Here is a 26,802-nt window from a genome sequence, read left to right as displayed (position 1 = left end):
AAAATAAATGAAATCACTCAGAAAATTTTGTATGGAAAACTCGCATAGGCACATACAAAAGAGTATATTGGAAAGGTAATACAATGTTGGAATAGACCAAGATAAAGATGGTAGCGGAGGATGTTATGCAAAAGGTACAAATACCGACTTACGAGCGAATTGCTATAGATTTAGCAAATAGAATATATGATGGGAAATTTAAGGTGGGAGAAAAAATTCATGGGAGATCAACCTTAGCAAGTGAATATAAGGTTTCTCCTGAAACTATCCGAAGAGCAATAAAGATTTTAGAAGATGTAGAGATTGTTCAATCGACAAAAGGTAGTGGAATTGTTATTTCTTCTCGTGAGAATGCTTATAAATATATTCAACGGTTTTCAAATCTCGCAAGCATTAAAGACCTAGAAAAGCAAATGAACTCTCTTATTTCTGAGAGAGATAAGCTCGATGAACAGCTCTTTGATACACTCCGAAAAATTATGGACTACTCAGGAAAGCTACGTCATACGAACCCACTGGCACCCATCGAGGTAGAGGTATTTTCGGATTGTATCCATATTGGAAAAACCATTTCGGAAGTGAAGTTTTGGCAAAATACCGGTGGAACTGTTATCGGGATGAAACGAAAAGGAGAATTAATTATTTCACCAGGCCCCTATGCATTAATACAAGAAGGGGATGTCCTGCTTGTCATTGGTGCTGATGAAACATATGACCGAGTCCTTCATTTTATGGAGGAGTAAGAAGAGTTTTGAAGTTGCAAAAAAGCCGGTTTTTTTAGGACCGGCTTTTTCTTCATGCACTATTTTTCTAATAAACCTTCACTTTCTAAAAATTCCTTTGCAACTTTGGCTGGAGACTGTTTAAGGCTGTCGACCTTATAATTCAGTTTTCGCATCTTTTCATCAGTTAACTTACCTGCCAAGGAGTTTATCACTTTTTCTAGTTCTGGATGTTCCTTTAACGTTTCCTCTTTTAACATCGGTACCGCATAATAAGGCGGGAAGAAATTTTTATCGTCCTCTAATACCTTTAAGTGGAACGCTTCAAGTAAGCCATCCGTTGAAAAGGCATCGATGACATCACTCTTATGGTTGGATAATGCCGTATAGCGCAACCCGCCATCAACGGGTTTCACCTCATTAAATTTCATATTATACGTTTTTGAAAGTCCGATTAATCCATCCTCCCGATTTGGAAATTCGATGGTAGGACCCATGGTTAATCCGTTGCTGACCTTGGCTAAATCAGATATCGTCTTTAAACCAAATTCTTTTGCGGTATCTTGACGAACGGCTAAGGCGTATGTGTTATTAAATCCAATCGGTTTTAATAATTCAAAACCATATTTTTGTTTGAATTCCTTTTGGACAATATTGTAGACTTTGTCAGGGTCACTTTGTGGCGGCTGATTTAAAATATTGACTAGTCCTGTCCCAGTATATTCTACATACATATCAATGTCTCCGTTTTTAAGGGCACCGAAGGCAACCTGACTGCCGCCAAGATTTAGTTTTCTCTCTACTTGAATATCAGTCTTATTTTCTATTAAATCCGCAAGCATATTCCCTAATATCAATTGTTCACTGAAATTTTTAGAACCGATCACAATTTTATCCTCAGCGTTTACCTTTGAATATACAGTAAAAGCACCGGCAATGATGATGACAATACTTGCAAAACTAATCATCAATTTTTTAGTGGTTTTCCCTGTCTTTTTTGCTGAAGTCTGTTTGCTTGTATAGGAAAGTGATGATTCAAGTTTTCCTACGATAAAATCAATAACTAGGGCAAGAATACAGGCAGGAATAGCCCCAGCTAAAATCATATAATTATCGACCGTTTGCACACCGGAGAAAACGAGATATCCTAGTCCGCCAGCACCAATGAAGGCAGCAATTGTCATTAATCCAACAGCGGTAACCGCTGAAATTCTGATACCCGCCATAATCATCGGGAAGGCTAGTGGTAACTGAACCTTTCTCATCGTTTGACTCTTGGTCAGACCGATACCTCTGGCGGCTTCCAGAATATCTCCATCAATATTCGTTAAACCTGTATACGTGTTTTTGACGATAGGAAGCAATGAATAAAGAACGACCATAATAATCGCTGGAGTACTGCCAATCCCAACGAATGGAATAAGAAATCCAAGTAATGCCAAACTAGGTACTGCTTGAATCACATTGGTTGTTCCAATTATCGGTTTTGCAAGCTTTTGCTCTCTTGAGATTAATATACCGAGCGGGATCCCGATAATAATCGCTACTAGGACAGAAATTACACTTAAGTAAAGATGTTGGCCAAGTAGACTGAAAATCTGCTCATAGTTTGTGGTGAAATAATTCATAAATCCACTCATTAAAAGGCCACCTCCAAATCGATTAACTGGCTGCTTAATGCAGAAAGAATGCTACTTCTAGTAATAAGTCCAATTAACTGGCTATGACTGTTCACAACAGGGACATAACCAATTTTATGCTCATTCATTGTTGCTAAAACCGATATCAAATTGGCATCCTGTGATACCGAAAGGACATTTTGTTCCATTACCTGTTCGATTGAGATTGTTCGATTAAGCAGTTGTATACCCTTTAATGTCACTAAACCTTTAAGGACATTATTTTTATCTGTAACCATTAGGCTATCGACTTTTTGATCCTTCATTATTTCAATTGCCTGCAGCACCGTGCGCATTGAGGTGATTTTAACAGGATTGGGGATCATAATATCCTCAGCCATTAATAATTCTGGGTTGTTCCAAACCCGTCTTTTGCCAATAAAGTCCTCAACAAAGTCATTGGCTGGATTTTTAAGAATGTTTTCAGGCGTATCATATTGGAGAATATCCCCGTCTTTTAAAATACAAATCTTATCTGCTATTTTAATAGCTTCGTCCATATCATGGGTGACAAAGATAATCGTTTTGTTAAGTTCCTTTTGCATTTGGAAGAGTTCATCTTGAAGAGAGCTTCTGGTGACAGGATCTAAAGCACTAAATGGTTCATCCATTAAAATGATATCGGAGTTGGTTGAAAAAGCTCTTGCGACACCAATTCTTTGCTGCTGTCCACCGCTTAATTCTTTGGGATACCGATGCAAGTATTCCTTAGGGTCTAAACCGACCAATTCAAGCAGTTCTCCCGTTTTAGTGGAAATGGAAGCAGGGTCTTCTCCTTTAAGTTTTGGAATTAACTCTAAATTTTCTTTAATGGACATATGTGGAAATAAACCAGTATTTTGGATGACATAACCAATATTCCGACGCAGTTCAATTGGATTCATCGTAGAGATATCTGTCCCGTTGACAAAAATTTTGCCCGAGGTTGGTTGTGTCAATTTGTTTATCATCTTCAGTAAGGTCGTTTTCCCACAGCCGCTGGGTCCGATAAAAACAACCAATTGACCAGCCTCAATTTCCAATGAAAAAGGCTTAATAATCGTTTTGGTTCGATACTTCTTAACTATATTTTTAAACTCTATCAATTTCATTCCCCCTTGTAATAAATTGGTGCTGATTAAATGCAACAACTTAATGGTAACACAAAAGTTGTTTCTTTGTCTAATCAAGATCCATTTTGCTTCTTTCCAATTAGAGAGCCATTAAGTACAATGAGGTGAGGAAAATAGCGCTATGAGTAAGCAGGTGTTGGGATGAAAAAAATTTTAATTGTTGATGATGATGAATATATCCGCAATCTTGTAACAAGTCTCCTGATGAAAGAAGGATTTAAAACAATTGCAGCGGAAAATGGGTTAGTTGCACTTGATTTATTACAAAAAGAGCTTTGTGATTTGGCAATCATAGATATCATGATGCCAGTCATGAATGGGTACCTATTAACAACTGAAATCCGAAAAGAGTATGATATTCCAATTATCTTATTAACGGCCAAAAGCCAGATTGATGATAAGGAAAAGGGATTTGAATCAGGCACGGATGATTACTTAATAAAACCCTTTGAACCCAAAGAATTAATATTTAGGGTCAATGCACTTTTAAGAAGATATGGAAAATCTGGTGAAGCGAATATTAAAGTAGGTACCTTATACATAAACAAAAAAAGCTATGAGGTTAAAATCAATAATAAGACCTTTATGCTCCCGTTAAAGGAATTTGAGCTTTTAACCTTTCTAGCCACACATCCTAATCAAGTGTTTAGCCGTGGTCACTTGATTGAAAAAATATGGGGTCATGATTTTGAAGGGGATGAAAGAACCATAGATGTCCATATCAAACGGTTACGCGAAAGGTTCGCGGATATTGACAAGGATTTTACCATTAAAACAATTAGAGGGGTAGGATATTCCCTGGAGGTTCTTTAACTAATGATCATGAAATCTTTGTATAGTAAATTCGCTTTTATTACGATTATGATTATGGTTTTCAGTGGGGTTATTTCTTTTTTTCTTTCCAATGCTTATTACCAAATCAAATTGAAACAGCAAAATGATGAGAAAATCATGAATTTTGCCTTTGAAATAGCTGACTTTGCTAGTAAGCACCCTTTGATAAGTCTACAGGACTATTTTGACCATATAGGTACGATTGGTTACCAAATACTTTTGGTCAATAATGAAGGCGCCAAGCATTATTTTGGCTCGTCGTTTAGAGAAAAGAATTTACCCGCACATATTCCAGAAGAAGTATTAGATGGCGAGGTTTATCATGGGATTCGGAATTTTCCCCATAAAACCTTTGTAACCGGATTTTTTGCCAACGAATTAAAAAACTCAGTCGGTGTCCCTTTTGAGTATAAAGGTGAAGAATATGCCATTTTTATCAGGCCAGATATTAAGCTTATGTTTAACGAGATGCATATTCTTTTTGGCTGGCTGTTAATCATTTCGATTTTATTAAGCATTATATTGGTACTTATTAGTACCAAATATTTAGTCAATCCGATTAGAAAGCTTAATAACGCAACGAAAGCAATTTCGGAAGGAAATTTCTCCATCAAGTTGGATATTACTCGAAGCGATGAACTTGGAAATTTAGCCGGCAGTTTTATGAGGATGACGGAAAAATTAGCAAAAGTAGATTCGTTAAGAAAAGAACTAATTTCTAATATTTCTCATGATATCCAATCACCACTAACCAATATTAAAGGGTATTTAAACTTATTGGAAAATAACAACAAAAGTGAGCAAGAAGAGCAACAATACTTACGAGTGGTTCAATTCGAGGTAGACCGACTCTCTAGGATGACCAAACAGCTATTACTTTTAACCACTATTGAAAGTAAAAAGGATTTAATGGAGGTTAGTCCCGTAGATATTGCAGGACAGCTCAAAGCTGTTATTCATCAATACGAATGGAGCACCTTAGAAAAAGGTATAATGATGAGTTACTCACTCTCTGATACCACGGTTAAAGGGGACCCGGCATTGTTATATTCTGTCTGGGAAAATCTGCTGACGAATGCGATTAAGTATAATCGTGAAAACGGTACAATTGATATTGAATTGGCTGAAACGGATGTAGAAGTTGTCGTGGTTATTAAAGATACAGGGGTGGGATTAAGTCAAAAGGAAATAGAAAGAATTTTTGACCGTTTTTACCGGGCGGATGCCTCTAGAGCACGGTCAGTGGAAGGGACAGGATTAGGCTTATCAATCGTTAAATCCATCGTTGATTTGCACCATGGAAAAATTGATTTAGAAAGCATAGAAGGGAAAGGGACTACTTTTACTGTGCTCCTTCCTAAATTGTAAAGTAACGTTCATCTTCCGTTCATATTCGAACAGTATTCTGTTTGTGAAATGAAAGGGAAGGTGAATTTTTTATGTTCTCATTACCATTTAAGGAAATGACATTTTTTAAGGTGAAATATTTGTTAATCAGTTTTATTCTCTTTTTTGTAGCGATACTAGTTTTTGTCATTAGTGGACTTGCCAATGGCTTGTCGATGAACAATGCTTCTTCGATCATTAACATGCCGGCACACTCTTTTTACCTACAAAAAAGTGCAGAGGGGCGCATTGATCGATCGCATTTAACGGTGGATATAGAGGAATTGACAGCAAGAAGTGAGGCTCAGCCAATTGGAGTTCAAATGGGAGCCATTTCTAGAGTGAATTCAGAGGACAGACTAGATGTTACCTTTATCGCCGTACAGCCTGGCAGCTTCTTAGAACCGGATAGAAAGGATGGAAAGGGTTTAGAAAGAGGCGGGGGAAATTCTGTCTTACTAGACCGCTCGTTATCTGGAACAATTAAGATTGGGATGATCGTAAAAGATGCACGAAGCGGTATAAGTTTAAAGGTAGTTGGGTTCCTTGATGATCAAACTTTTAGCCATACTCCAGTTGCGCTTATTTCCCTTGACACTTGGGAGAAACTCGCTGGCGGCCCAAACAAAAGTGAATATAACGGCATCGCCATAAAGAAATCTGATATAGGATTGGAAAAAAACATTTCTAGCTTAATTAAAAGTGGGGAATGGGTAGAAAAGGATCAGGTGGTCAAAGGTATTCCTGGGTATTCGGCTGAACAAAATTCGCTTTATATGATGTTAGCCTTTTTAATAGTGATTGCTGTTTTTGTTTTAGCCGCATTCTTTTATATTATGACCATACAAAAGACGGCACAGTTTGGCATCTTGAAAGCCATCGGTGCTAAATCGAGTCAATTGGTCAAATCAACTATCTTTCAGGTTATTATGTTAACCGTTGTAAGTATTGCTGCTGCAGTTATCTTTACAAAGGGGTTTATGGCGATTCTTCCCAATAATATCCCGTTTATCTTCGATTTGGTGCAAATTGCCAAATTCTCAGGGATTTTATTTCTTGTATCGATATTTGGTTCATTATTATCGGTATTTAATATTGTGAAGGCCGATCCAATTCAAGCAATGGGGAGAGTAGAATAATATGATGATTGAACCGTTAATTTTAGAGCAGGTTGAAAAAACATTTAAAGACGGCGATAAGGAAAATCAAGTCGTGAAAAACTTATCCTTCGGTCTAAAAACGGGCGAAGTGGTTGCAATTATTGGTCCATCAGGGTCGGGAAAGTCCACGTTTTTATCGATTGCAGGTGCCTTGCAATCACCTGATAAAGGAAAAGTCATTATAAATGGTACCGACATTGCAACCTTTAGCGATGTTGATAAAGCGAACATTAGATTAAATCACCTAGGTTATATTTTCCAAACTTCGAACTTAGTCCCTTATTTGAAGGTAGAAGAGCAATTGAGTCTGGTTTTAAAAATGGCGAATCAGTGGACCAAGGAAAGTAAAAGAAAGATTAACGAGATGTTAGTTGCCGTTGGGATGGTGCAACGATCAAAATTTTATCCACATCAGTTATCGGGTGGAGAAAAGCAACGTGTTGCCATTGCTAGAGCATTTATTAATGATCCTGAAATCATCTTAGCTGATGAACCAACAGCCAGTTTAGATTCGAATCGAAGCATGGCCATTATTGAGTTAATCTCAAAAATCGTTAAGGAGCAAAATAAATCTGCTATTATTGTTACTCACGATGAACAGATTCTCCCGCTATGTGATCGGATTTACGTAATGAAGGATGGGCAACTTATTGAGCAAGGAAACTGAGATTAAATGAAAAGTGCTAGCAATCTGAGGGATTGCTAGCTTTTTAGATTTAAAGTTGAATTATGTAAAAGAATTAACAAAAGATGTTAAAATGGAGATAAATATCAAAAGAGGGGCATTTATTATGAGCTTTGTTCGTGACAAATTCAGTGCGAAGTTTTTCCTTTTCCTCGTGTTTGCTTTTCTGTTGATCCATGTGCCGTTCCTAGGAAACTATGTGAAAGTCATCAATACGCTTATCCATGAATCGGGTCATGCTTTAATCGCTCTTTTTGGAGGGAATGTCGAAAAAATATCGTTATTCATGAATTCCGAAGGGGCAACATATAGTAATCAATCAACATGGATTGGCAGCTTTTTAACTAGTCTTGGGGGATACACCTTTGCATCATTTATGGCATTTCTGTCCTTTTTTTTAATTGGTAAGAAAAAGCAGAATTTACTAATTGACATATTGTTAGGTTTTATTGGCTTGAATCTTATTTTTTGGGTACGGAATCCTTATGGTTTGTTTTGGCTTTGCTCATTTGCGTTTGCTTTTCTTTACTTACTCATTAAAGGGAGTCAAAACTTTAGGGATAACTTATTACTGTTAATTGCTTCGATTCTATTAGTTGATTCCGTCCAAAGTGCGTATGAAATCTTGTATATCAGCGTATTACAGCCACAGTCTGCTGGGGATGCCGCAAATCTTGCTAGGCTTACAGGGATCATTCCGGCGCCAATCTGGGGGATATTCTTCTTTGTTCAGGCACTATGGTTTTGTTATAACGGATTAAAAAGAGGTTATTATAAACTTGGAGGATAGGCTATAAGGGAATTTTTTATCACTTTTAATAAAAAGTTGAGAATTGTTGCATAGGATATTACAGTGAGCAGCTAATATAGAAGGAGGCAAATGAAAATGAATACGATAGATGCGATAAAAACGCGCAGAAACATAAAAAAATTCAAATCCATTGAAATTGAGCAAAATTTAATCCTTGCATGGTTAGAGGCTGCCACAATGGCACCTAATCACCGAATGACAGAACCATGGGAAATTTATTTTATCGGACCTGAAACGAGAGAGAAGCTAAACCATAAAACGAATTTTGGAAATGCACCGATTGTGTTAATGATTTTATCAAAGCAAGGTGCAACCACTGTTGAGACAGAGGAAAACGCAATGGCAACTGCCTGCTTTATCCAAAATTTTAATTTAGCTGCATGGGCAGAGGGTGTCGGGACCTTTTGGTCTTCCATTGGTATTACACCAAAAAACAGAGAAATTCTTCGTGTTCCGGATGGCTATGATATTATAGGCGTTTTGGGAGTGGGCTATCCAGAAGTAATTCCAGAGCCAAAACCACGAACACCCATTCAGAACAAAATAAGTAATTTACCATAAGTGAAAGAGCCAACCGAACAAGTCGGTTGGCTCTTTTAAATAACTAGATTGCTTCACAGTATTCTAATGTAAGCTTGTCGATGATTTGTTGAACAGAGAGAATATCTTGAATTTCGCCCACTCGTGCACCTGCAAAAACAAGTCCATTGTCGACATCACCATTCATTGAAACCAATAGAGAATCCATTGTACAAAAGCGGTAGGAACAATTTTTTAAGCAATCAATGCATTTAGCGATTTTTAATTTGTCAGGTCCACTGATTAATTTTGCAAATTGATTATTAATCGCCCTGCCTTGAAGTCCTACAGTCGTTTTAACTAAGACCAAATCTTCTTTCGTTGCCTCAACATATTTTTGCTTAAATGCTAATGGTGCATCGCATTCCTCGCTTGCGACAAAGCGCGTCCCCATTTGGACACCAGAGGCACCCATGGAAAGGGCTCTCGAAATATCTCCGCCAGTCAGAATTCCTCCTGCTGCAATGACCGGGATGGAAACAGCTCCAACCACTTCTGGCAGAATATCGAACATTGGGCGATCGGTTCCAAGATGACCACCTGCTTCAAAGCCTTCAACGACAACCGCTGCAGCACCCAGTCTTTCGGAAATTCTTGCTAATTTTGCAGATGAGACAATTGAAATTACGGGAATACCTGCTTGTTTTCCCCAGGCATACATATCTCTAGAAATTCCAGCACCCGAGATAATAAAATCAACTTTCTCTTCAAGAGCAGCTTTCATTTTTTCAGCAAAGTCATTCATCGCGAAAAGAACATTAACACCAATATATCCGGCATCTTTAATCAGGCTTTTCGCTTTTCTAATATGTGCTCGCAATTCGTCCGTTGAAATCCCTGTTCCCGAGATAATCCCAATTCCGCCAGCATTTGCGACGGCCGATGCCAATTTACTTAGTGAAATACCTACACCCATACCACCTTGCATAATGGGAACCTTAGGCATCATATGACCTATTTTTAGTTGTGGAAAGTTCAATTTATAACCCCGTTTCATAATTTTTAGTAGAAACTTCTCATGAATCATACCACTTCCATTTAGGCGTGTCTGTGATTACTATCACCAGGTCATAATGGCAGGTTATCGTTTACTAATATGTTAAAATAAACATAATGGTTAATTCATAAGAACTTACTGTATAAAATATTTGATGAAACCAAACGATACGATATGAAGTTAAAAATGGATGGTGGTAATTGCATGATAATTTTTACTGATATAGACCTTGATGGGCTTGGATGCGGTCTGATTGCGAAACTTGCTTTTGGAGAAAAAGCTAATGTATTTTACTGTTCTTACAGGAATTTAAATCAACGAGTTGAAGCCGTTATTAAAAACCCTGAGAATAATAATGTAGAAATTTATATTACTGACTTGGCGGTAAACGAACAGGTCGAAAAAAAACTTGAGGAGCGGTTTAAACAAGGCAAACCGGTTCAAATGATTGATCACCATGTGACGGCATTACATTTTAATGAATATAAATGGGGAAGTGTTATTCCCGAGTATGAAACGGGCAAGAAGACATGTGCAACCTCATTATTCTATGATCACCTGATTACAAATGGAATTATGGAGAGAAATAAGGCTCTTGAGGAATTTATTGAGCTGGTACGCCAATACGATACATGGGAATGGGATGAAAACAATAATGTGACGGCGAAACGCCTAAATGATTTATTTTACATACGGAACAGAGAGCAGTTTGAAGAAGAAATGCTGAGAAGGTTAACGGAAAATACTGAATCGTTTATGTTATCTGAAACGGAGAATATGCTTCTAGATATTGAGGAGCAAAAAATTAACCGATATATTTATTCAAAAAGCCGACAAATTGTTCAAACCTTTGTTGATGATTATTGTGTAGGTATTGTTCATGCAGAGCAATATTTATCGGAGTTAGGAAATGCGCTAAATAATTTATATCCGCATATGGACATGATTATTCTTTTGAATATGAGTGGAAAGAAAATGGGTTTCCGAACTATTCATGATGAAGTAAATGTTGCAAAATTTGCCAAGAGATACGGTGGGGGGGGACATCCAAAAGCATCTGGGTCTGAAATGACAAGTGAAGCGTTTAAGCAATTTGTAGTGGATGTGTTTGAAGTTCTTCCACTTAAACCAGATGCAGATCGGAATGAATATAACGTGAAAACTAGCCATTCTGGGACCGCTTTTCAAAATCAAATGGGCGATATTTCATACATCATTCCTAGCGGTGATAGTGAATATTATATTGTGCACAATAAGAAGAAATTGGATCAAACCTTCGCAGAATTTGAGGATGCTGAGCGTTATCTCAAAAGAAATTATTCTTCTTGGCTTCAATATGACCAAGATTATCTGTATCAGTTATCTGCAGCATTAAAGATGCCAATTGATAAAATAAAGGAAAACCATACTGAGATTATTAGTAATCACCTAGTCGATATAGTTAAGGAATAAAAGAGAGCTTGGGATTCCCAAGCTCTCTTTATGTGATAAAAAGGAGATAACCAAATTAAGGTTTCGTTAAGATGTGAATGGTAGTATAATCGTAGGTATTTGTTAGTGTTATTTCAATATCGTAATTATCGTGAAACAGAAAGTAATTTTGCTAACATCTTCCTGTAATATTCAAACGGTATAATAGTGATAAACACTAAATTTATAATGTTTGGGTTATAGGGATTAATTTGGAAGTAAATTAACATTATCTTAAAATACCTTTTTGATTAAAAATAATGGGGTGATAGGATGGCTTCAACTTCAAAAAGGAGTAAGTATTTTGACAATGCAAAATTTATTTTGATTTTTCTGGTCGTCTTTGGGCACTTAATAAGTCCATTAAAAGAGGAAGACGGGATTCTATTTACTTTATATACCATCATTTTTCTCTTTCACATGCCGGCATTTATCTTTATCTCTGGATACTTTGCAAAGGGTTTTAAAAAGAAAGGCTATATTGTAAAGGCAATTAAAAAAATATTATTGCCTTATTTCATTTTCCAAATCATATATTCCGTTTATTATTATTTAAATGGTCAGGAAGAAATTTTAGAGTTCGATTTCTTACATCCACATTGGTCACTCTGGTTTTTGATGAGTTTGTTTTGTTGGAATTTATTACTCTATGTCTTTGCCAGATTTAGATGGGCAGGATTTTGCTTCTCCATCGGTTTGGGAATAGCCATAGGATTTATTGATGATGTGGGTAGTTATTTAAGTCTGTCTAGAACGTTTGTCTTTTTTCCGTATTTTTTATTGGGATTTTTACTCAATGGCGATCAATTGCAAAAAGCGATTCGTTCCAAATATTCGCGTCCAGTTGGATTAGTTATTATTCTAGGAACTCTGTTATCTTTAGGGTTCAGTTTCCCGCATAACGTCGTGCCATGGCTCTTGGGAGACACTTCCTATGCGAATATGGGACAAGAAGAATGGGTGGATGGACTTTATCGTGGCTTCCAATATATGCTGACGTTAATTGTCGTCTATGGATTTCTCACGGTTATACCTTCCAATCCACTTAAGGTATCGGAAATTGGTGAAAGAACGTTGTATGTCTATTTGTTCCACGGTTTTATTATCAAATCGCTTGAGGTAACCGTTCTTGACAAAAATTTATTTAATATTTCAGGACAATATCTTTTACTGATTATCGTATCTTTCGTTATTTGTTTACTTCTTGGAAGTTACGTCACTAAAAAATATACTCGTCCTCTCGTGGAATTAAAAATTTGATTCATAAAGGGGAAATAAAAGAGCCGAACATACTAGTTCGGCTCTTTTAAATGTTATAAGAAACCAAATAATGAGCTAACAATATTTTTCTTTTTTCGTTTACCCTTACTTGAATCAAATACAATAGGGTCATCTAATTGAGATGGTATATTCACTTTGCTAAGAATCTTTTGAAATTGTTCAAGTTGCTTAGTTAATTCATTTACTTGAGATTGCAAATCTTCTATTTCACGCCTGTGCTGAAGAAGTTGATATGAAGCAACAGAATCCGCTTTGGAATGGAGTTCGATTTCTAGTTTACTAACTTTTGCAGTCAAGTCTTCAAAGGCGTGATGGTTTTCTACAGCCTTAGCAGCACCTTTTCTAGGCACCTTTTTCTCTTTGATTGGAGTGATTTCCTGGATTAGTGTTCCATTTTGGAGTTGTTCATGGATTTTTTTTAATACTTCGATATCCTCACTGTTAAAATGATAATGTCCGCGCTCATTTCTTTCCATTGGTAACTCGAGCTGTTTGACCCAGCGTTGGACAGTACTTGTAGAAACGCCTAATAACTTTGCTACTTCACTAGTATTCATTTCGAATCCCTCCAATGAATTAATTAAATCTTAACCCATATTAAGACCAGAATTTCCACCATTTCTTGTCTTTAGCTGCTGCTACATCTCGATAACTGTTTAACATTTGTTGAAAGGCAATTTCTCGTTGAGTAATTTCTTGTCGGTATTGATTACGCTCTTCAAGGAAGAATTCGCGTTCTTTCGTCATGGCCTCCGTTAAACTTGAAATCTCGTTGTTTGTCACATCTACGTAGTGGGATAATTCCTCTGAAGTTTCTGATAACTGCTTGGAGAGTGTATAAATTTCTTGAGAAGTTTCGATCGACACGTTGGCAATGTTGTTAGAAAGGTATTGTAAAGAGTCTGCCGAGAGTTCAGATGCTTTTTCTAGGGTCTTTGATAAATCTTGGATTTCAGCCTGTGTGTTGGCAGACGATTTATAAATAGAGTCAGAAAGGGACTTAACCGTTGTATAGGTTCCTTTGTTTATTTCCTTTTTTACTTCTTCCACTACTTCTTTTCGCACAACATTACGAATTTCATTTTTTACTTCGCTTAAGAAATTTTCCTTGTACGTATCCATCGCTTCGAAAAACTGATGCGCATCAATAGCATCCTGTATGGTATATGGCGCGGATGGTTCTGAAAGGACCTCAAGTGAAACTTCCGTTAATTCTTGCACTAATTCACTTTCAGGATGCAATTTTTTGTGCAGCATTCCCTTGATTTCTTCCATATTTAATTTATTCTCATACATTTTTTTTATTTCAACTAGTTTGTCAATCTCTAATTCTGTATAAATCCTTGCTCCTTGCTTTGAACGGGGTATCTCGAGTAATTCCTCTAAATCTTTTTCCCACTGACGGACAACGCCTGGTTTAATATTTATTTTTTTTGCTGCTTCTTTTAAGGTATAGGTCTTCATTAAAACAGTCATTCCTTTCTATTTATCTAGGAAATAATTCATCTTGTGTAAGTTATTCACCATTTGGTATTACTTTTTCCTGCAAGATGACAAAAGCTATCAAAACAAGACGGAAAACATGAAATAACAACATTTTTTTTGCGAAAAACATCCCATAGAAAAATATTTGCAAAAAAAAACAATTGAGAGTAACGAAATGGAGGTTTATTATATGAAGTGAAAAAGAAAAAGAGAGAAGGAGCAACATGTGGATAGCAGCGGCCTTTATTACTATGGTTTGCTTCGGGGCAAATAATACTATTTTTAAGTGGAGTACGGGGATGAGAGTCTCGAAGGTTCATATACAATTCTTTTTTTATTTTGTAGCCTTTGTATTAACATTAGGATTTGCGATTGTAAATGAAACCGTCCATCTAAACGTAATGACTATTCTGCTGGGAGCCTTGATTGGTATATTAAATGCAAACGGCAATATCCAAATGTCTAAGGCTTTTGAAAAAGGGCCTGCAAGTTTGACCTCGCCATTAATAGGCACGAATACTATATTTCCAATTGTTTGTGCAGCCTTTGTATTTCATGAACAAATTACACTGATTCAGTGGTTAGGAATAGTATTTATGTTGGGATCTGCCATGGCCATTCAGTACTCAAATGAAAAAAAACGAAGGATCAATTATCTTCCTTGGATGATTCGTGTGTGTCTAGCTATTGTATCCTTTGGAATATTAGGAATATTAATGAAAACAACCTCGTATTTGCATCTCAATTCATTAAATATCCTCATTTCTATGTATGGTGGCGGAAGTATCTATTTAATCATTTGTAGTGTCCTGACGAAGGAAAAATGGCAGAGAGCAGAAGTCAATGTAGGTTCGATTGTAGGTCTAATTAGTATATTGGGCTATAGTTGTTATTTCTATGCGCTTAAATCAGGGACTGCAAGTATCGTCTTTCCAGTAGTAAGTTTAAATTGTCTGGTCGTTGTTCTAGCTGGATTTCTGCTCTATAAAGAAAAACTAAAAAGGTATCAAGTTATTGGAGTTCTTACTGCTATACTTGGGATCATTTTTACGAAATTATAAAAAATGCAGAGCCTTTCAGTTTAATTGAAAGGTTCTACACTTTTTTTATCTAGCTCAAACATTAGTTAATGAGACCAAGCATTTTCAATCCATTAAAAATACCAGAATCAGTGACCTCTGTCGTTTTATGTTTGGCATATTGAAAAAGATCGGGATGTCCGTTTCCCATTGCAAAGCCTTCCCCAACATTTTGAAGCATTTCCTTATCGTTCATTCCATCTCCAAAGGCAATCGAACTTTCCTTATCGATTCCAAGTCTCTCTAATACTACTTGAACTCCAAAACCTTTGTTCACACTATCTTGGATGACATCATAACAATGGCGCATTCCATCTACATTAACTTGGGATAAATGGATTCCTTCTTCATTTTTCTGATAAAGGGAAGGATCCTCTTTTTTTAGATTCACCAGCGTCATCCCTAAGACAGCGCTATTGACTGAAGGTGAATACGGTTCATTTTTATGTAAGTGAAATTTGTGCATAAAGTCAATGATACTCTCCGTTTCTATATTGGTAAAAACGTTTTTACTATTTGTATAAAGGACCACTTCATGATGGTTCTCTTTTGCAATTTCTAAGAATTTCTTAACGGTTGAGCTGTTCATTGGTTTCTGGTATAGGTCCTTACCTTTAAAAATGGCATAGGCTCCGTTATAACCAATGAATGAGTGGATATTCAACTCCTTGCTAAGCTCATCTATTTCATGAAGTGGTCGGCCGGTTGCTAAGAAAACCTCCACCCCTTTTGCTTGAACTTGGGAAATAGCTTCTTTTGTGGAATCCTCAATTGTATCATCCGGTTTCAATAAGGTTCCATCGATATCTAAAAATAAAACTTTGTAATCGGTCACGTCCGCAGCTCCTTCTTCAAAAAATGTTGGGTTTATTCTACCACTTTTCGATAAAGGAAGTACATCCATTTAATTGTGTTGTTTTACAAAGCTTTGAGGAATAATAATGGGGATAGGCATCAATATGAAAAAGTGAGGCAAAAAATTATGAAAAAGATGTTCCTGCTAGTTCTGTCTCTTCTCATTTTAGGACTTCCAAAAAATGTGGCAGCAAAGCAAAAAGTTCCGATTCTAGTCTATCACTCCATCGACCAATATAGTGGTACTGGGTCCAAGGAGCTATATGTGACACCAGAAAACTTTGAGAAACAAATGACCTATTTAAGAGATCAGGGATATACCTTATTAACTTTTGAGCGTTGGCAGGATATAAAATCAGTCCCAAAGCCAATATTTATTACCCTAGATGATGGGTATAAAAATAATCTTCAAGCGTTTTCAATTTTACAAAAGCTGACAAATAGAAATTTTCGTCCGACTGCTACCTTTTTTGTGATTTCTGATTTCATCGGTAAAACAAACCGCTTAACAAATTCGGATCTAAGAATGGTTGTAAATTCAGGATTAATCTCAGTACAGTCACATACATCGACACATCCAGATTTAACCAAAGAGAATAACCTAAAATACGAACTTAAGGAATCGAAAGAAAAAATTCAGAAAATAACAGGGAAACCGGTAATTGCAATCGCATACCCGTTTGGGAATACCAATGAACATGTGGTGGAAGAAACAAAAAAATATTATCAATTTGGTCTCACAACCACGCCAGGTCCATTTTCTCTGACGGGCTTTAAAAACGAACTCTACTATTTACCGCGGATTTATATAAAATATTCAACTACTCTAAATGATTTTGAACAAGCGGTTAAGGTAGAGTAAATAGAGAATGAAAAGACACTGTAAACTGTGCGAAATCTCTATGTAATCAAATAACGTTATAATAGTGAAAACATAATGTAGACTCTATTAGGGCGGGTGTTTATATGGAAGAGACAATGGCAAAATCCTACTTACAAAAGTCACTTGACGAGTGGAAGGATGATATTTCATTAGTTTTAAATGAGATTGCAAATGAGTACGATGAGGTAGCACAGGAATTAAAAGTATATTCCTACAAATATGGGATTACCAAGCAAGTAATTCAATCGACAGTAAATGAAGAAATCATCGAAAAAATCCGCGATATGTACCATAAACCTTTTGAAGAAAGCTACAATCAGCTTAAGGAATACATAAAGGACTTAGAGGAAAAAAGGCGTGTTTTTCAAATGTTTATTCAAAAGATTGAGGAAGTAACCAAAAAAGAATCATCGAAAATTACTACTTATTAACAATACCTACATCCATCAAAAACATACTTAGCAGCCTGATCATTTTGATTAGGCTGCTTTTTTATTTGGATCTAGTTAAAGGACCAGTGCATCCATGTCATGCATATATTGAAGCAAGAGTATAATTGTGAGGTGTGAAACAAATGATTACCGCTACGATTGGCAGCAAAACCTTTCGAATCCCAGATAACCTTGAGGAATATTTTCAACCGTTTCGCTCACAAGTAATTGGGATAAACCAGGAATTTGAATCTCCTCTTGGAAAAAAGAAAATTGTTTATGCGGATTGGACAGCCAGCGGGCGTCTTTATCGCCCCATCGAACAAAAGATTTCAGAGGTATTTGGCCCATTTATGGCCAATACGCATACAGAATCGAATATAACCAGCTTAATGATGACGGGAATATATAATCAATCCAAACAAATTATTAAGGACCATGTAAATGCCGATGAACATGATGCCCTGATACTCGATGGCTTTGGGATGACATCAGTTATGAATAAGTTTCAAAGACTATTAGGAATTAGAGTACATGAAAAGTGGAAAACGCGGCTGGCACTTCCTAAGAGTGAGCGGCCCATTATTTTTATTACGCATATGGAACATCATTCCAACCAAACATCGTGGCTTGAAACATTAGGCGATGTTGTTATTTTGCCTCCGGATCAGGATGGTAATGTGGACTGTAATCAGTTAGTCCGGATGCTTCAGCATTATAAGAATAGAAGAATGAAGATTGGTTCGTTTACAGCATGCTCCAATGTAACAGGGCTGCAAACCCCATATCATCAATTAGCTAAAATCATGCATCAACATGGCGGAATCTGTTTAGTGGATTTCGCAGCATCAGCTCCGTATGTAACGATTAATATGCACCCTGAGGATCCCTTGGAAAAACTTGATGCCATCTTTTTCTCTCCGCATAAGTTTTTAGGAGGACCGGGCACTAGTGGGGTTTTGGTTTTTGATACTCGACTATATTCAAATCACGTTCCAGACCATCCAGGGGGGGGGACGGTGACATGGACGAATCCATGGGGAGGGCATCAATATTATTCTAATGTCGAGCTGCGGGAAGATGGAGGAACGCCAGGAATCCTACAAGCAATTCGGACCGCCCTATGCCTGAATTTGAAAGATCAAATGGGTGTCGACAATATATTGGAACGAGAGAAGGAGCTGTTAAGTATTCTCCTACCTAAATTAGTTGAAATACCTGGTGTTCATTTATTGGCGGGACATAAAAGCAAACGTCTCGGGATTATTTCGTTTTATATTGAAAATATTCATTACAATTTAATTGTCCGACTGCTCAATGACCGGTTTGGAATTCAAGTAAGAGGAGGATGCTCTTGTGCAGGGACCTATGGGCATCATCTCCTTCATATTGATAAAGAATCCTCTTTGCAAATTACTGAGAAAATTAACCAGGGGGACTTGTCGCAGAAACCAGGATGGGTCCGGTTCTCAATCCATCCGATTATGACCAATGAAGAAATTATGTTGTTTGTAAATGCGATAAGAGAAATTACCTTAAACATTAATGAATGGAAGAATGATTATCTTTATGATAAGGCAAGTAATGATTACTTTTATGTCCATCACCAAAGAGAGGACATGGCTCCGCTATTTCGATTTGAATAATGAATAAGGTTACCCACAAACTTGTTTGGGCATATGCTGTCAAGAGAAAGGTGGGGTCTTATGATTCACACAGTTAAGCCAGGGGAAACGCTGGGGATTATCTCTGCAAATTATCGCGTAAGTCTCCAAAGCCTTTATGCAGCTAATCCTGGGGTCGGGCATTTACATGTGGGACAAAAAATTCAAATTCCAGGTCTGCCAGAGCCTTCTACGATTCCATATTCCATTCAAATCTCTGTTGGTAAACGAAGACTTTCATTATACAATAATGGCAGACTAGTGAAAATTTTTCCCATCGCCGTAGGGAAGATGTTGACAAATACACCAACTGGGGATTTCGTGATTGTTAATCGGCAATATAATCCTGGGGGACCCTTCGGCGTATTGTGGCTGTCGTTATCAAAACAGGGCTATGGTATTCATGGTACCAACAACCCAAGTTCGATAGGGAAAGCGGTCTCTCATGGCTGTGTAAGAATGTATAATCGTGATGTTATGCAGCTGGCAGATATAGTACCAAATGGCACGAGAGTTACAATTCTTCCCTAAAAAAGTCCCACCTTCTAGAGTAAGAAGGTGGGACTCATTTCATTACTTATAGATTACGATAGATCCAACAGATTTGTCTTTAGATTGACCGTTTACACGGACTTTTAGTCCATAGTGCGGGATATCGCGACCAGCATCTGGTAAGAATTCATTTAAGTATGATTTGCTGTCATCAAATGTAGATACAGCTGGTTGACTAGGTACATTCAATGTTTGAATACCCGGATAAGTTATATTTAATTCTGAAGTAGGATCTAAGCCAAATGCTGCATCTGCGATTTGGAAACGAGTACTTGCTTTTGCAGTTTTCCCATTAGCTAGAATCCATTGTAAGTCCTTGTCTAGATGGGAGTCTACTACACCTAGGAATCCATTTCCAGGGTGAGTACCTGTCCAGTTATCAGTGTAGCTATTATCAACATACCAAACTACTAACCCACCATCATAGCTCATTAAAGAACTTCCGCGTTTAATATGAGCAAGACCTTGATCTACTCCTTGATGATTACGCCATTCAAGTAAGTAGTAGTGATCTGCGTAGACATTGCCGTCGAACTTGTTGAAGCCATTATGTGTGAAAGCTGAAGTTGATCCTTCACCGTCTTCATTTAATACACTTGTTCCGTCAGCAGTAACCTTTACATTATCAACAAAGAAACCAGTGTCGTTGTATCCCCAGTCAGTAATGTAACGGAACTTAACTTGGATCTTTTTGCCAGTATAAGCAGATAAATCAAATGATTGTTTAGTCCAGCCATTGGAGTCCCCAGTGAAGCCTGGAAGATTTGCCGGAATTGTTGGATAAACACCAGATACTACACGGGAAGTCGTGTTCGCGTTTGAAAGAGACTTCCAAGTTGTTCCGTTATCTTCAGAAACTTGTACGAAAGCATAATCCCATTCATTTTCAATTTTATAGAAAGCGTCGAAATCCAATGTAGCAGAAGTCTTACCCGTTAAATCAACAGAAGTTATCATGTTGTTGTCAGACTCATCGCCAGTGCCACCCCAGAAAGAGAATTTGCCAGCAAACGGATCTAATAGGTGTTTTTTCTTTTGTGGTAAATTTACTCGAATCGCCTGGTTATTTTTTCCTAGTGGTGAATTTGCTTGATCAAGTAAAAACTGTGTTCCTTTTGAAGTAACATCCTCTAAATTAACAACTGTTGGATCAGTCCATTTTCCTCCAAGTGTTGCTTGGAAGTACTGCTTGGCATAAGGGGAGAAACCTGTTGGTTCTGTTCCAGGAACCTTTCCAGCCCATGATCCGCTTGACATAATGGACCAATATTGATTTGGCTCGTCAGCACCAGAGTAGTTTGTATCATATTCATCAGGAAGGCCTAAGTCATGACCATATTCGTGAGCGAATACGCCAGTAGCACCGTCTTCTGGCATTACAGTATAGTCATAGAATCCTGGCAATCCTTTGCCAAGACCATCTGGATCATTGAATACTGCTGAACGATGTGACCAGATTGCGTTATTACCAAGGGAACCGCCGCCAGCTTCTTGTCCCATACCAGCGTGGATGATTTGAAGGTGATCGACTAATCCATCTGGCTCCCAGAAATTACCGTCTCCATCTAAATCATGCGGATCCTCCAAATCATAATCTTGTAACGGTATTCCAGCATCGATAGCAGCTTTGTATGTGTCTCTTACTAATTGTGCGGCACCACCTGGTGTTACGTTATCGTGTCCAGTACCTTTATCGGCACCGTAAAACTTAGCAGTTCCAGGTACTTTTAACCACCCATATGCCTTACCATTAATTGTGTAGGTACCACCAGATTGCTGTTCATAAAATTGCTTTTGAGAAATGAAGTTTTCTCCTTTTGGACCTGTTACTCCGTTAGCGCCAAAAATCATTTCTTCAAAGTGATCAATCGTATAATCCTTGTAATAGTTATCTGTTTGACTTGGCTGAATTTGGTTGTGAGCAAAATCCGAGTACTCTACTACAAGCGTTAAAAGTTTACCTTGTTTAACGACTCCAGGAGATTTTCCTTCTTTTACGTCTTGCCCGTATTTGTTACCGTTTCCTTTCATCATCCCATTATTGTATTCTTTAAACTTTTTTTGCTTTTTCGCGTCACCAGCTTTTACTTTTGCAGCGATTGGGTCATTCGTTTTTACGGTATCTTCTTTACCTTTTTGTACTAGGTAATTATGTAGTGCTTTTTCTTTCTCGGCTTGAGTTGCATCCGGAGAGATAACACCATCTCTAATTAGTAACTCTATCAATTTATCTTCATTTACTACCGATAAGTCTAGTGATCCATAAGATTTTGAAAAAGTAGTCGGACTTTTTGGTAGAGATCCACCTGATGTACTTGCATAGTTGCCCGGGAATCCACCAAACAATGTACCAGCCATGATTGCGGTTGATAGACCTGTTTTTAATAGTTTCTTCATAAAACTCCTCCTAATTTTTTTAGCTTGCTAGTAAATAATATTTCGAAAATTGAAACAAAACAATAGGGATTTCTCTTTGTTTTTCTATTTATTCTGACAATTTGTATATTAGTTCGTATATATACCGACGGCAAATGTATTATTTTTGTTGAATTTTATCGAATCCTAAGGAAAAATAATTCGGAAACCGATTTGCTACTTCACAAATCGTTAATAGAATTCTAAAATTATAGTAGTATGAAACTTTATAATATGATAGATTTCTGCAAATTAAGCCCGCAAAGTTAATAGAATATTATCAGTACGAGGGGGTCTTTTCTTTTGAAAAAAGTATATATCATCCATGAAAATAGCGACTGGACCATTCATCTTACAAAGCGGTTAGACGAATTAGGTGTGCCTTATGAAGAATGGCATTTAGACAGTGGACGTCTGGACCTTTCAAAAGAACCACCAGAAGGAGTTTTTTATAACCGGATGAGTGCGTCCTCACATACAAGAGGTCATCGGTTTGCTCCCGAATTTGCTGGACAAGTCCTCGCCTGGCTTGAAGCGCACGGCAGAAAAGTTATTAACGGAACACGAGCCCTTCAGCTGGAAGTTAGTAAGGTTATTCAATACTTAGAACTAAATAAATACGGAATCCAAACACCTCGAACCATCGCAGCCGTAGGAAAGGAGCAAATCCTTGAGGCGGCAGTTGAATTTATAAATAAACCTTTTATCACAAAACATAACCGAGCCGGAAAAGGGTTGGGTGTTCAGCTTTTTCAATCCTTAGAGGGATTAAAAAATTATGTAGAAGGACCTTCTTTCGAAGAACCAGTGGACGGCGTAACATTAATTCAAGATTACATACAAGCACCAGAGAGTTTAATTACGCGCTGTGAATTTATTGGTGGGAAATTCGTATATGCAGTTAAAGTAGATACGTCTGATGGATTTCAATTATGCCCGGCAGATGCCTGCCAGATTGGTGATTTATTTTGTCCAGTTGGTGAAGAAAAGGAAGAGAAACCAAAATTTGAAATCATTACTGATTTTTCAGCCCCGATTATTAAAAAGTATGAGCATGTACTTGCTGCAAACCATATTCAAGTTGCCGGCATTGAATTTATTCGTAGTGGAGCAGGCGAAATTTATACGTATGACATCAATACAAATACGAATTATAATTCAGAGGCGGAAACAAAGGCAGGTAAATTTGGAATGTTGGAGCTTGCTAAGTTTTTGAAAGAAGAGCTAGATCGATTGATAGTTTAGTTTTTTATATTATTCAAATACAAATATCAGGCGTGAACTCTTTAGTGGATTCACGCCTGATGCCTATTGTATTAACCTTAATTATTCAGCTTTTGCTGCTTGAATTTGAAGGTTGATTTTTACTTTATCAGCTACTAGGACGCCGCCAGTTTCAAGGGCAGCATTCCAAACTAGGCCATATTCAGAACGATTAATCGTACCTTCTGCACTGAAACCAACTTTTTCATTCCCCCATGGATCTTTTCCTTGACCTTCAAAAGTAACCGCAAAGGTTTCTGGTTTTGTCACTCCGCGAAGTGTTAAATCACCTGTAACGTTGTATTCACCATCGTCAGTTTTTTCAATTTTTGTGGAGCGAAATGTCATCGCTGGATGATTTGCTGCATCAAAGAAATCTGCTGAAACTAAATGTCCGTCACGATCCTGATTTCTTGTATTAACACTTGCTGTATCAACGGAAAATTCAATATTTGCTGTTGTTAAATCTGTTGGATCTGCTTCGATTGTCGCATCAAATTTGTTGAAAGTACCTTTCACATTTGCAATCATCATATGGCGAACAGAAAAATCTACACTGCTGTGTGATGCATCAAGAGCCCATTTTGTTTTAGTCATTCTTAAATTCCTCCAGTATGTTTGTTTTTAATCATTTTATCTCGAAATCAAAATAACTTAATTCAAGATAAATTATATGTTGCTGACAAACTTATTGTCAATTAGATTTTATTAATTTTTTTTTAGATTTTTCCAATACTATCTTTATAAGTTAAAATGGCAGATTGAATTTTCTATAAGGGAAAGGTTATAGATTTATCGGGTGCTGTAAAGGAAAATTGACAATAAAAAAACGCCCAAAAGGCGTTTTTGATTCGTAGTGATAATCTTCTTGAAAATGTCGGGGCAGCATGATAAAATGACAGTTGGCATAAATTATTTATTATGTAATTGTTTAAAAAATACCTATTATAACATTAACACAATTAGATTCAATTGTCAACAATTGACCAAAACTTACCTGGAGAGTGGTTGGATGAGCGATTTACTAAGCAAAGATTGGCAAATGGAACAAACAAGAGTCACTTCAGTGGTAAATGAAATTGATAAAAAAATAAATAAATTAAAATCAAATGCAGGAAAAGTAGGTGCAGATGTCCTTGAGATTCGAAAGGAATTTTGGGAAGATGTAACCGTCAATTTAGATGAACCTGATGATGTAATTGAAACAGCAGCGAGTATCAAACAGCAGGTTGAACTCCTCTCTGAACGTGAGCGGACACATAAACAGCTGGATAAACAGCTTAACACCCTGTCAAGATTAAAGTATTCCCCATACTTTGGCCGGATCGATTTTTTAGAAAAAGGGGAAGCCGCCATGGACCAGGTATACCTTGGAATTGCATCCTTGATGGACGAACATGATGAAAACTTCTTAATTTATGATTGGCGCGCACCCATATCAAGCCTCTATTATGACTACTCACCAGGCACAGCTCAATATAAAATCCCAGAAGGAATAATTGAAGGGGAGATGAGCTTAAAGCGTCAATTTATTATTAAAGCCTCCGAGATTAAAGGGATGTTTGATACAGGGGTAACGATTGGAGATGAAATGCTTCAGGAGGTCCTTGGAAACAATGCGAGTACTCAAATGAAAAGCATTGTTGCTACTATTCAACGAGAGCAAAATGAAATTATTCGCAATGAACGTGCAAAAATACTGATCGTTCAAGGAGTTGCGGGGAGTGGGAAAACGTCTGCAGCCCTGCAACGGGTTGCCTACCTGCTCTATCGTTATCGTGGGACTTTAAATTCAGAAAATATTATGTTATTTTCGCCTAACCCGCTTTTTAATAGCTATGTTGCCACAGTTTTACCTGAGCTTGGGGAAGAAAATATGCAGCAATCCACTTTTCAGGAATACCTAAATTCTCGATTAGGGAAGGAATTTGATGTGGAAGATCCTTTTACCCAGATGGAGTATTTGCTAAGTGGAAAGGATGAAAAGGATTATCATGAAAGAGTTGAGGGGATTCGCTTTAAAGCAAGTTTGGACTTTAAGAATATTATCGATCAGTACGCGAAGGGTTTATCTCAGAAGGGCCTAATTTTTAGGGATTTAAAATTTAGAGGCGATGTATTAATTTCTAAAAAGGAGATTCATGATTATTTTTATTCCTTAGAGGATCACATTACCATTCCTAATCGAATGAAGCTTGTTAAAGAATGGTTGTTAAGAGACCTAAAGCGAAAAGTTAGACAAGAGCGATCAAGGAGTTGGGTGGAGGATGAAATCCAATACCTCGAAAAAGAAGATTTTATGGAGGCTTTCAAAAAGCTTCAGGAAAAGAATCAATTTTCCGGGAATTCATTTGATGATTTTGAGCAGGAGCAAAAGTTTCTTGCAGAAATGGTCGTAAAAGAGAAGTTCAAGCCATTATTTACACGCGTAAAAAGTTTACGGTTTGTTGATGCTCCCCGCGTTTATTGCCAGTTATTTAAGCAAGCTGAATATATAGATAAAAGCCTGCCGGTTGAATGGAATAAAATTTGCAGTCAGACAATGGATAAATTAAATGAAAAGATCATTCCATATGAGGATGCCACGCCATATGTGTATCTCCAGGATTTAATTGAGGGGCGTAAGTCTAATACGGCGATTCGGCATATTTTTATTGATGAAGCACAAGATTATTCACCATTTCAGTTTGCTTTTATTCAAACTCTATTTCCTTATAGCAAAATGACATTGCTTGGGGATTTTAATCAAGCAATATTTTCTGGTGCTACGGGTGCGGAAACTGTTCTAACTAACCAAGTCAAAGCAGGGGAGGAGGTCGAATCGTTTGTCCTTACCAAAACCTATCGATCGACAAAGGAAATTGTCGACTTTACCAGTACGTTGATTGAGGGCGGGGAAAAGATTGAACCCTTTAATCGCAGGGGCAGGAAGCCGTTAGTTTCAGTCATTGATGAGGATGGCAGAACAGGATTAATTATAAGGAAAATAAAAGATTTTCAAAATGAAGGACATCGTACTATTGCAGTCATCTGCAGGACCTCTGATGAAAGCATAAAGGCCTATCGTGAGCTTAAGAACGAGATTCCATTGCATCTAATTGAGAAGGGAACAATCTCCTATGAAAAAGGGATTCTTGTCATTCCTTCGTACCTGGCGAAAGGGATTGAATTCGATGCAGTTATTTTGTATGATTGTTCCCAATACAAGGAAGAAAGTGAACGGAAATTATTTTATACTGTCTGTACAAGAGCCATGCATGAGCTGCATTTGCTTACCACATCAGGGATTAGTCCGCTAATGGAAGAAACGCCAAACGATACCTACTCCCTCGAAAAAACAAGTGTAATCTAACAAAAAAGAAACTGTATGTCTCATCGTAGAAACATACAGTTTCTTTAGTTCATAAAAGAAAGTATTTTGTAAGCACCTTTATACATGCTTTCTACCAACAAACTTGG

General features: G+C 37.2%; 24 protein-coding genes. 16 read left to right on the top strand and 8 right to left on the bottom strand.

The window, feature by feature from the left end:
• The first annotated feature begins 125 nt into the window (after positions 1-125).
• Positions 126-743 carry a GntR family transcriptional regulator gene (locus tag QNH17_RS19535; protein WP_283874502.1) on the top strand — a complete coding sequence of 206 codons (618 nt, stop codon included), beginning with the start codon at positions 126-128 and terminating at the stop codon, positions 741-743.
• 59 nt (positions 744-802) lie between these two features.
• On the opposite strand, the gene QNH17_RS19530 is transcribed toward QNH17_RS19535, so the two are convergent.
• On the bottom strand, positions 803-2,362 hold the full coding sequence (locus tag QNH17_RS19530; protein WP_283874500.1) for an ABC transporter permease/substrate-binding protein: 1,560 nt from the start codon (positions 2,360-2,362) through the stop codon (positions 803-805).
• The gene (locus QNH17_RS19525) at positions 2,362-3,486 is read right to left on the bottom strand and encodes an ABC transporter ATP-binding protein (protein WP_283874498.1); all 1,125 of its coding nucleotides are present in this window, start codon (positions 3,484-3,486) and stop codon (positions 2,362-2,364) included. Before QNH17_RS19525 ends, QNH17_RS19530 begins: the two co-directional genes overlap by 1 nt.
• A 168-nt stretch (positions 3,487-3,654) precedes the next feature.
• Here QNH17_RS19525 and QNH17_RS19520 point away from each other — a divergent pair, with 168 nt between their 5' ends.
• From QNH17_RS19520 to QNH17_RS19495, 6 genes are all read left to right on the top strand, one after another.
• Positions 3,655-4,326, top strand: coding sequence for a response regulator transcription factor (locus tag QNH17_RS19520; protein WP_283874497.1), 672 nt, complete (start codon positions 3,655-3,657; stop codon positions 4,324-4,326).
• A 3-nt stretch (positions 4,327-4,329) separates the two neighbouring features.
• Positions 4,330-5,715 carry a sensor histidine kinase gene (locus tag QNH17_RS19515; RefSeq protein ID WP_349632548.1) on the top strand — a complete coding sequence of 462 codons (1,386 nt, stop codon included), beginning with the start codon at positions 4,330-4,332 and terminating at the stop codon, positions 5,713-5,715.
• A 71-nt stretch (positions 5,716-5,786) separates the two neighbouring features.
• A complete protein-coding gene (locus tag QNH17_RS19510; protein ID WP_283874496.1) occupies positions 5,787-6,872 on the top strand; it encodes an ABC transporter permease in 1,086 nt (361 codons plus the stop codon).
• 1 nt (position 6,873) lies between these two features.
• Positions 6,874-7,560 (top strand): ABC transporter ATP-binding protein, encoded by a 687-nt coding sequence (locus QNH17_RS19505; RefSeq protein WP_481858536.1) that lies wholly within the window; start codon positions 6,874-6,876, stop codon positions 7,558-7,560.
• Between the two features lie 124 nt (positions 7,561-7,684).
• A complete protein-coding gene (locus QNH17_RS19500; RefSeq protein ID WP_283874495.1) occupies positions 7,685-8,368 on the top strand; it encodes a M50 family metallopeptidase in 684 nt (227 codons plus the stop codon).
• Between the two features lie 96 nt (positions 8,369-8,464).
• On the top strand, positions 8,465-8,950 hold the full coding sequence (locus QNH17_RS19495; RefSeq protein WP_283874493.1) for a nitroreductase family protein: 486 nt from the start codon (positions 8,465-8,467) through the stop codon (positions 8,948-8,950).
• 43 nt (positions 8,951-8,993) lie between these two features.
• Here the strand turns inward: QNH17_RS19495 and QNH17_RS19490 are convergent, their stop codons facing one another.
• Entirely contained in the window at positions 8,994-9,965 is a 972-nt protein-coding gene (locus QNH17_RS19490; protein WP_283879551.1) for an NAD(P)H-dependent flavin oxidoreductase, read from the bottom strand.
• A 204-nt stretch (positions 9,966-10,169) separates the two neighbouring features.
• On the opposite strand from QNH17_RS19490, the gene QNH17_RS19485 reads away from it, so the two are divergent.
• Together QNH17_RS19485 and QNH17_RS19480 are read left to right on the top strand one after the other, a co-directional pair.
• Positions 10,170-11,417: a DHH family phosphoesterase gene (locus tag QNH17_RS19485; protein WP_283874492.1), complete on the top strand. Its 1,248-nt coding sequence runs from the start codon at positions 10,170-10,172 to the stop codon at positions 11,415-11,417.
• Between the two features lie 291 nt (positions 11,418-11,708).
• On the top strand, positions 11,709-12,695 hold the full coding sequence (locus tag QNH17_RS19480; RefSeq protein ID WP_283874491.1) for an acyltransferase family protein: 987 nt from the start codon (positions 11,709-11,711) through the stop codon (positions 12,693-12,695).
• A 53-nt stretch (positions 12,696-12,748) separates the two neighbouring features.
• On the opposite strand, the gene QNH17_RS19475 is transcribed toward QNH17_RS19480, so the two are convergent.
• Positions 12,749-13,273 (bottom strand): MerR family transcriptional regulator, encoded by a 525-nt coding sequence (locus QNH17_RS19475; protein WP_283874490.1) that lies wholly within the window; start codon positions 13,271-13,273, stop codon positions 12,749-12,751.
• 40 nt (positions 13,274-13,313) lie between these two features.
• Positions 13,314-14,180, bottom strand: a complete 867-nt coding sequence (locus QNH17_RS19470; RefSeq protein WP_283874489.1) for a MerR family transcriptional regulator — start codon at positions 14,178-14,180, stop codon at positions 13,314-13,316.
• Between the two features lie 245 nt (positions 14,181-14,425).
• Between QNH17_RS19470 and QNH17_RS19465 the strand changes: the two genes are divergently transcribed.
• Entirely contained in the window at positions 14,426-15,262 is an 837-nt protein-coding gene (locus QNH17_RS19465) for a DMT family transporter (protein WP_283874488.1), read from the top strand.
• A 61-nt stretch (positions 15,263-15,323) separates the two neighbouring features.
• Here the strand turns inward: QNH17_RS19465 and QNH17_RS19460 are convergent, their stop codons facing one another.
• The gene (locus tag QNH17_RS19460) at positions 15,324-16,115 is read right to left on the bottom strand and encodes a Cof-type HAD-IIB family hydrolase (RefSeq protein WP_283874487.1); all 792 of its coding nucleotides are present in this window, start codon (positions 16,113-16,115) and stop codon (positions 15,324-15,326) included.
• 147 nt (positions 16,116-16,262) lie between these two features.
• On the opposite strand from QNH17_RS19460, the gene QNH17_RS19455 reads away from it, so the two are divergent.
• From QNH17_RS19455 to QNH17_RS19440, 4 genes are all read left to right on the top strand, one after another.
• On the top strand, positions 16,263-16,997 hold the full coding sequence (locus QNH17_RS19455) for a polysaccharide deacetylase family protein (RefSeq protein ID WP_283874485.1): 735 nt from the start codon (positions 16,263-16,265) through the stop codon (positions 16,995-16,997).
• A 104-nt stretch (positions 16,998-17,101) separates the two neighbouring features.
• Positions 17,102-17,449 (top strand): hypothetical protein, encoded by a 348-nt coding sequence (locus tag QNH17_RS19450; protein ID WP_144547045.1) that lies wholly within the window; start codon positions 17,102-17,104, stop codon positions 17,447-17,449.
• 143 nt (positions 17,450-17,592) lie between these two features.
• A complete protein-coding gene (locus QNH17_RS19445; RefSeq protein WP_283874479.1) occupies positions 17,593-19,095 on the top strand; it encodes an aminotransferase class V-fold PLP-dependent enzyme in 1,503 nt (500 codons plus the stop codon).
• A 60-nt stretch (positions 19,096-19,155) separates the two neighbouring features.
• Positions 19,156-19,644, top strand: a complete 489-nt coding sequence (locus QNH17_RS19440; RefSeq protein WP_283874477.1) for a L,D-transpeptidase family protein — start codon at positions 19,156-19,158, stop codon at positions 19,642-19,644.
• A 42-nt stretch (positions 19,645-19,686) separates the two neighbouring features.
• Here the strand turns inward: QNH17_RS19440 and QNH17_RS19435 are convergent, their stop codons facing one another.
• The gene (locus QNH17_RS19435; protein WP_283874475.1) at positions 19,687-22,062 is read right to left on the bottom strand and encodes an immune inhibitor A domain-containing protein; all 2,376 of its coding nucleotides are present in this window, start codon (positions 22,060-22,062) and stop codon (positions 19,687-19,689) included.
• Positions 22,063-22,383: 321 nt separating this feature from the next.
• Between QNH17_RS19435 and QNH17_RS19430 the strand changes: the two genes are divergently transcribed.
• Positions 22,384-23,325, top strand: a complete 942-nt coding sequence (locus tag QNH17_RS19430) for an ATP-grasp domain-containing protein (RefSeq protein WP_283874473.1) — start codon at positions 22,384-22,386, stop codon at positions 23,323-23,325.
• Between the two features lie 81 nt (positions 23,326-23,406).
• On the opposite strand, the gene QNH17_RS19425 is transcribed toward QNH17_RS19430, so the two are convergent.
• Positions 23,407-23,940: a YceI family protein gene (locus QNH17_RS19425; RefSeq protein WP_283874471.1), complete on the bottom strand. Its 534-nt coding sequence runs from the start codon at positions 23,938-23,940 to the stop codon at positions 23,407-23,409.
• A gap of 415 nt (positions 23,941-24,355) precedes the next feature.
• Between QNH17_RS19425 and helD the strand changes: the two genes are divergently transcribed.
• A complete protein-coding gene (gene helD / locus QNH17_RS19420) occupies positions 24,356-26,695 on the top strand; it encodes an RNA polymerase recycling motor HelD (protein ID WP_283874469.1) in 2,340 nt (779 codons plus the stop codon).
• Positions 26,696-26,802 lie beyond the last annotated feature (107 nt).

Origin of the sequence: Neobacillus sp. SuZ13 (genome assembly GCF_030123365.1) — a bacterium.
In the GTDB taxonomy this organism is placed as follows: Bacteria; Bacillota; Bacilli; order Bacillales; family Cytobacillaceae; genus Neobacillus.
Note: the sequence above shows the minus strand (reverse complement) of the source record. Positions and strands in the feature narration are given on the sequence as shown.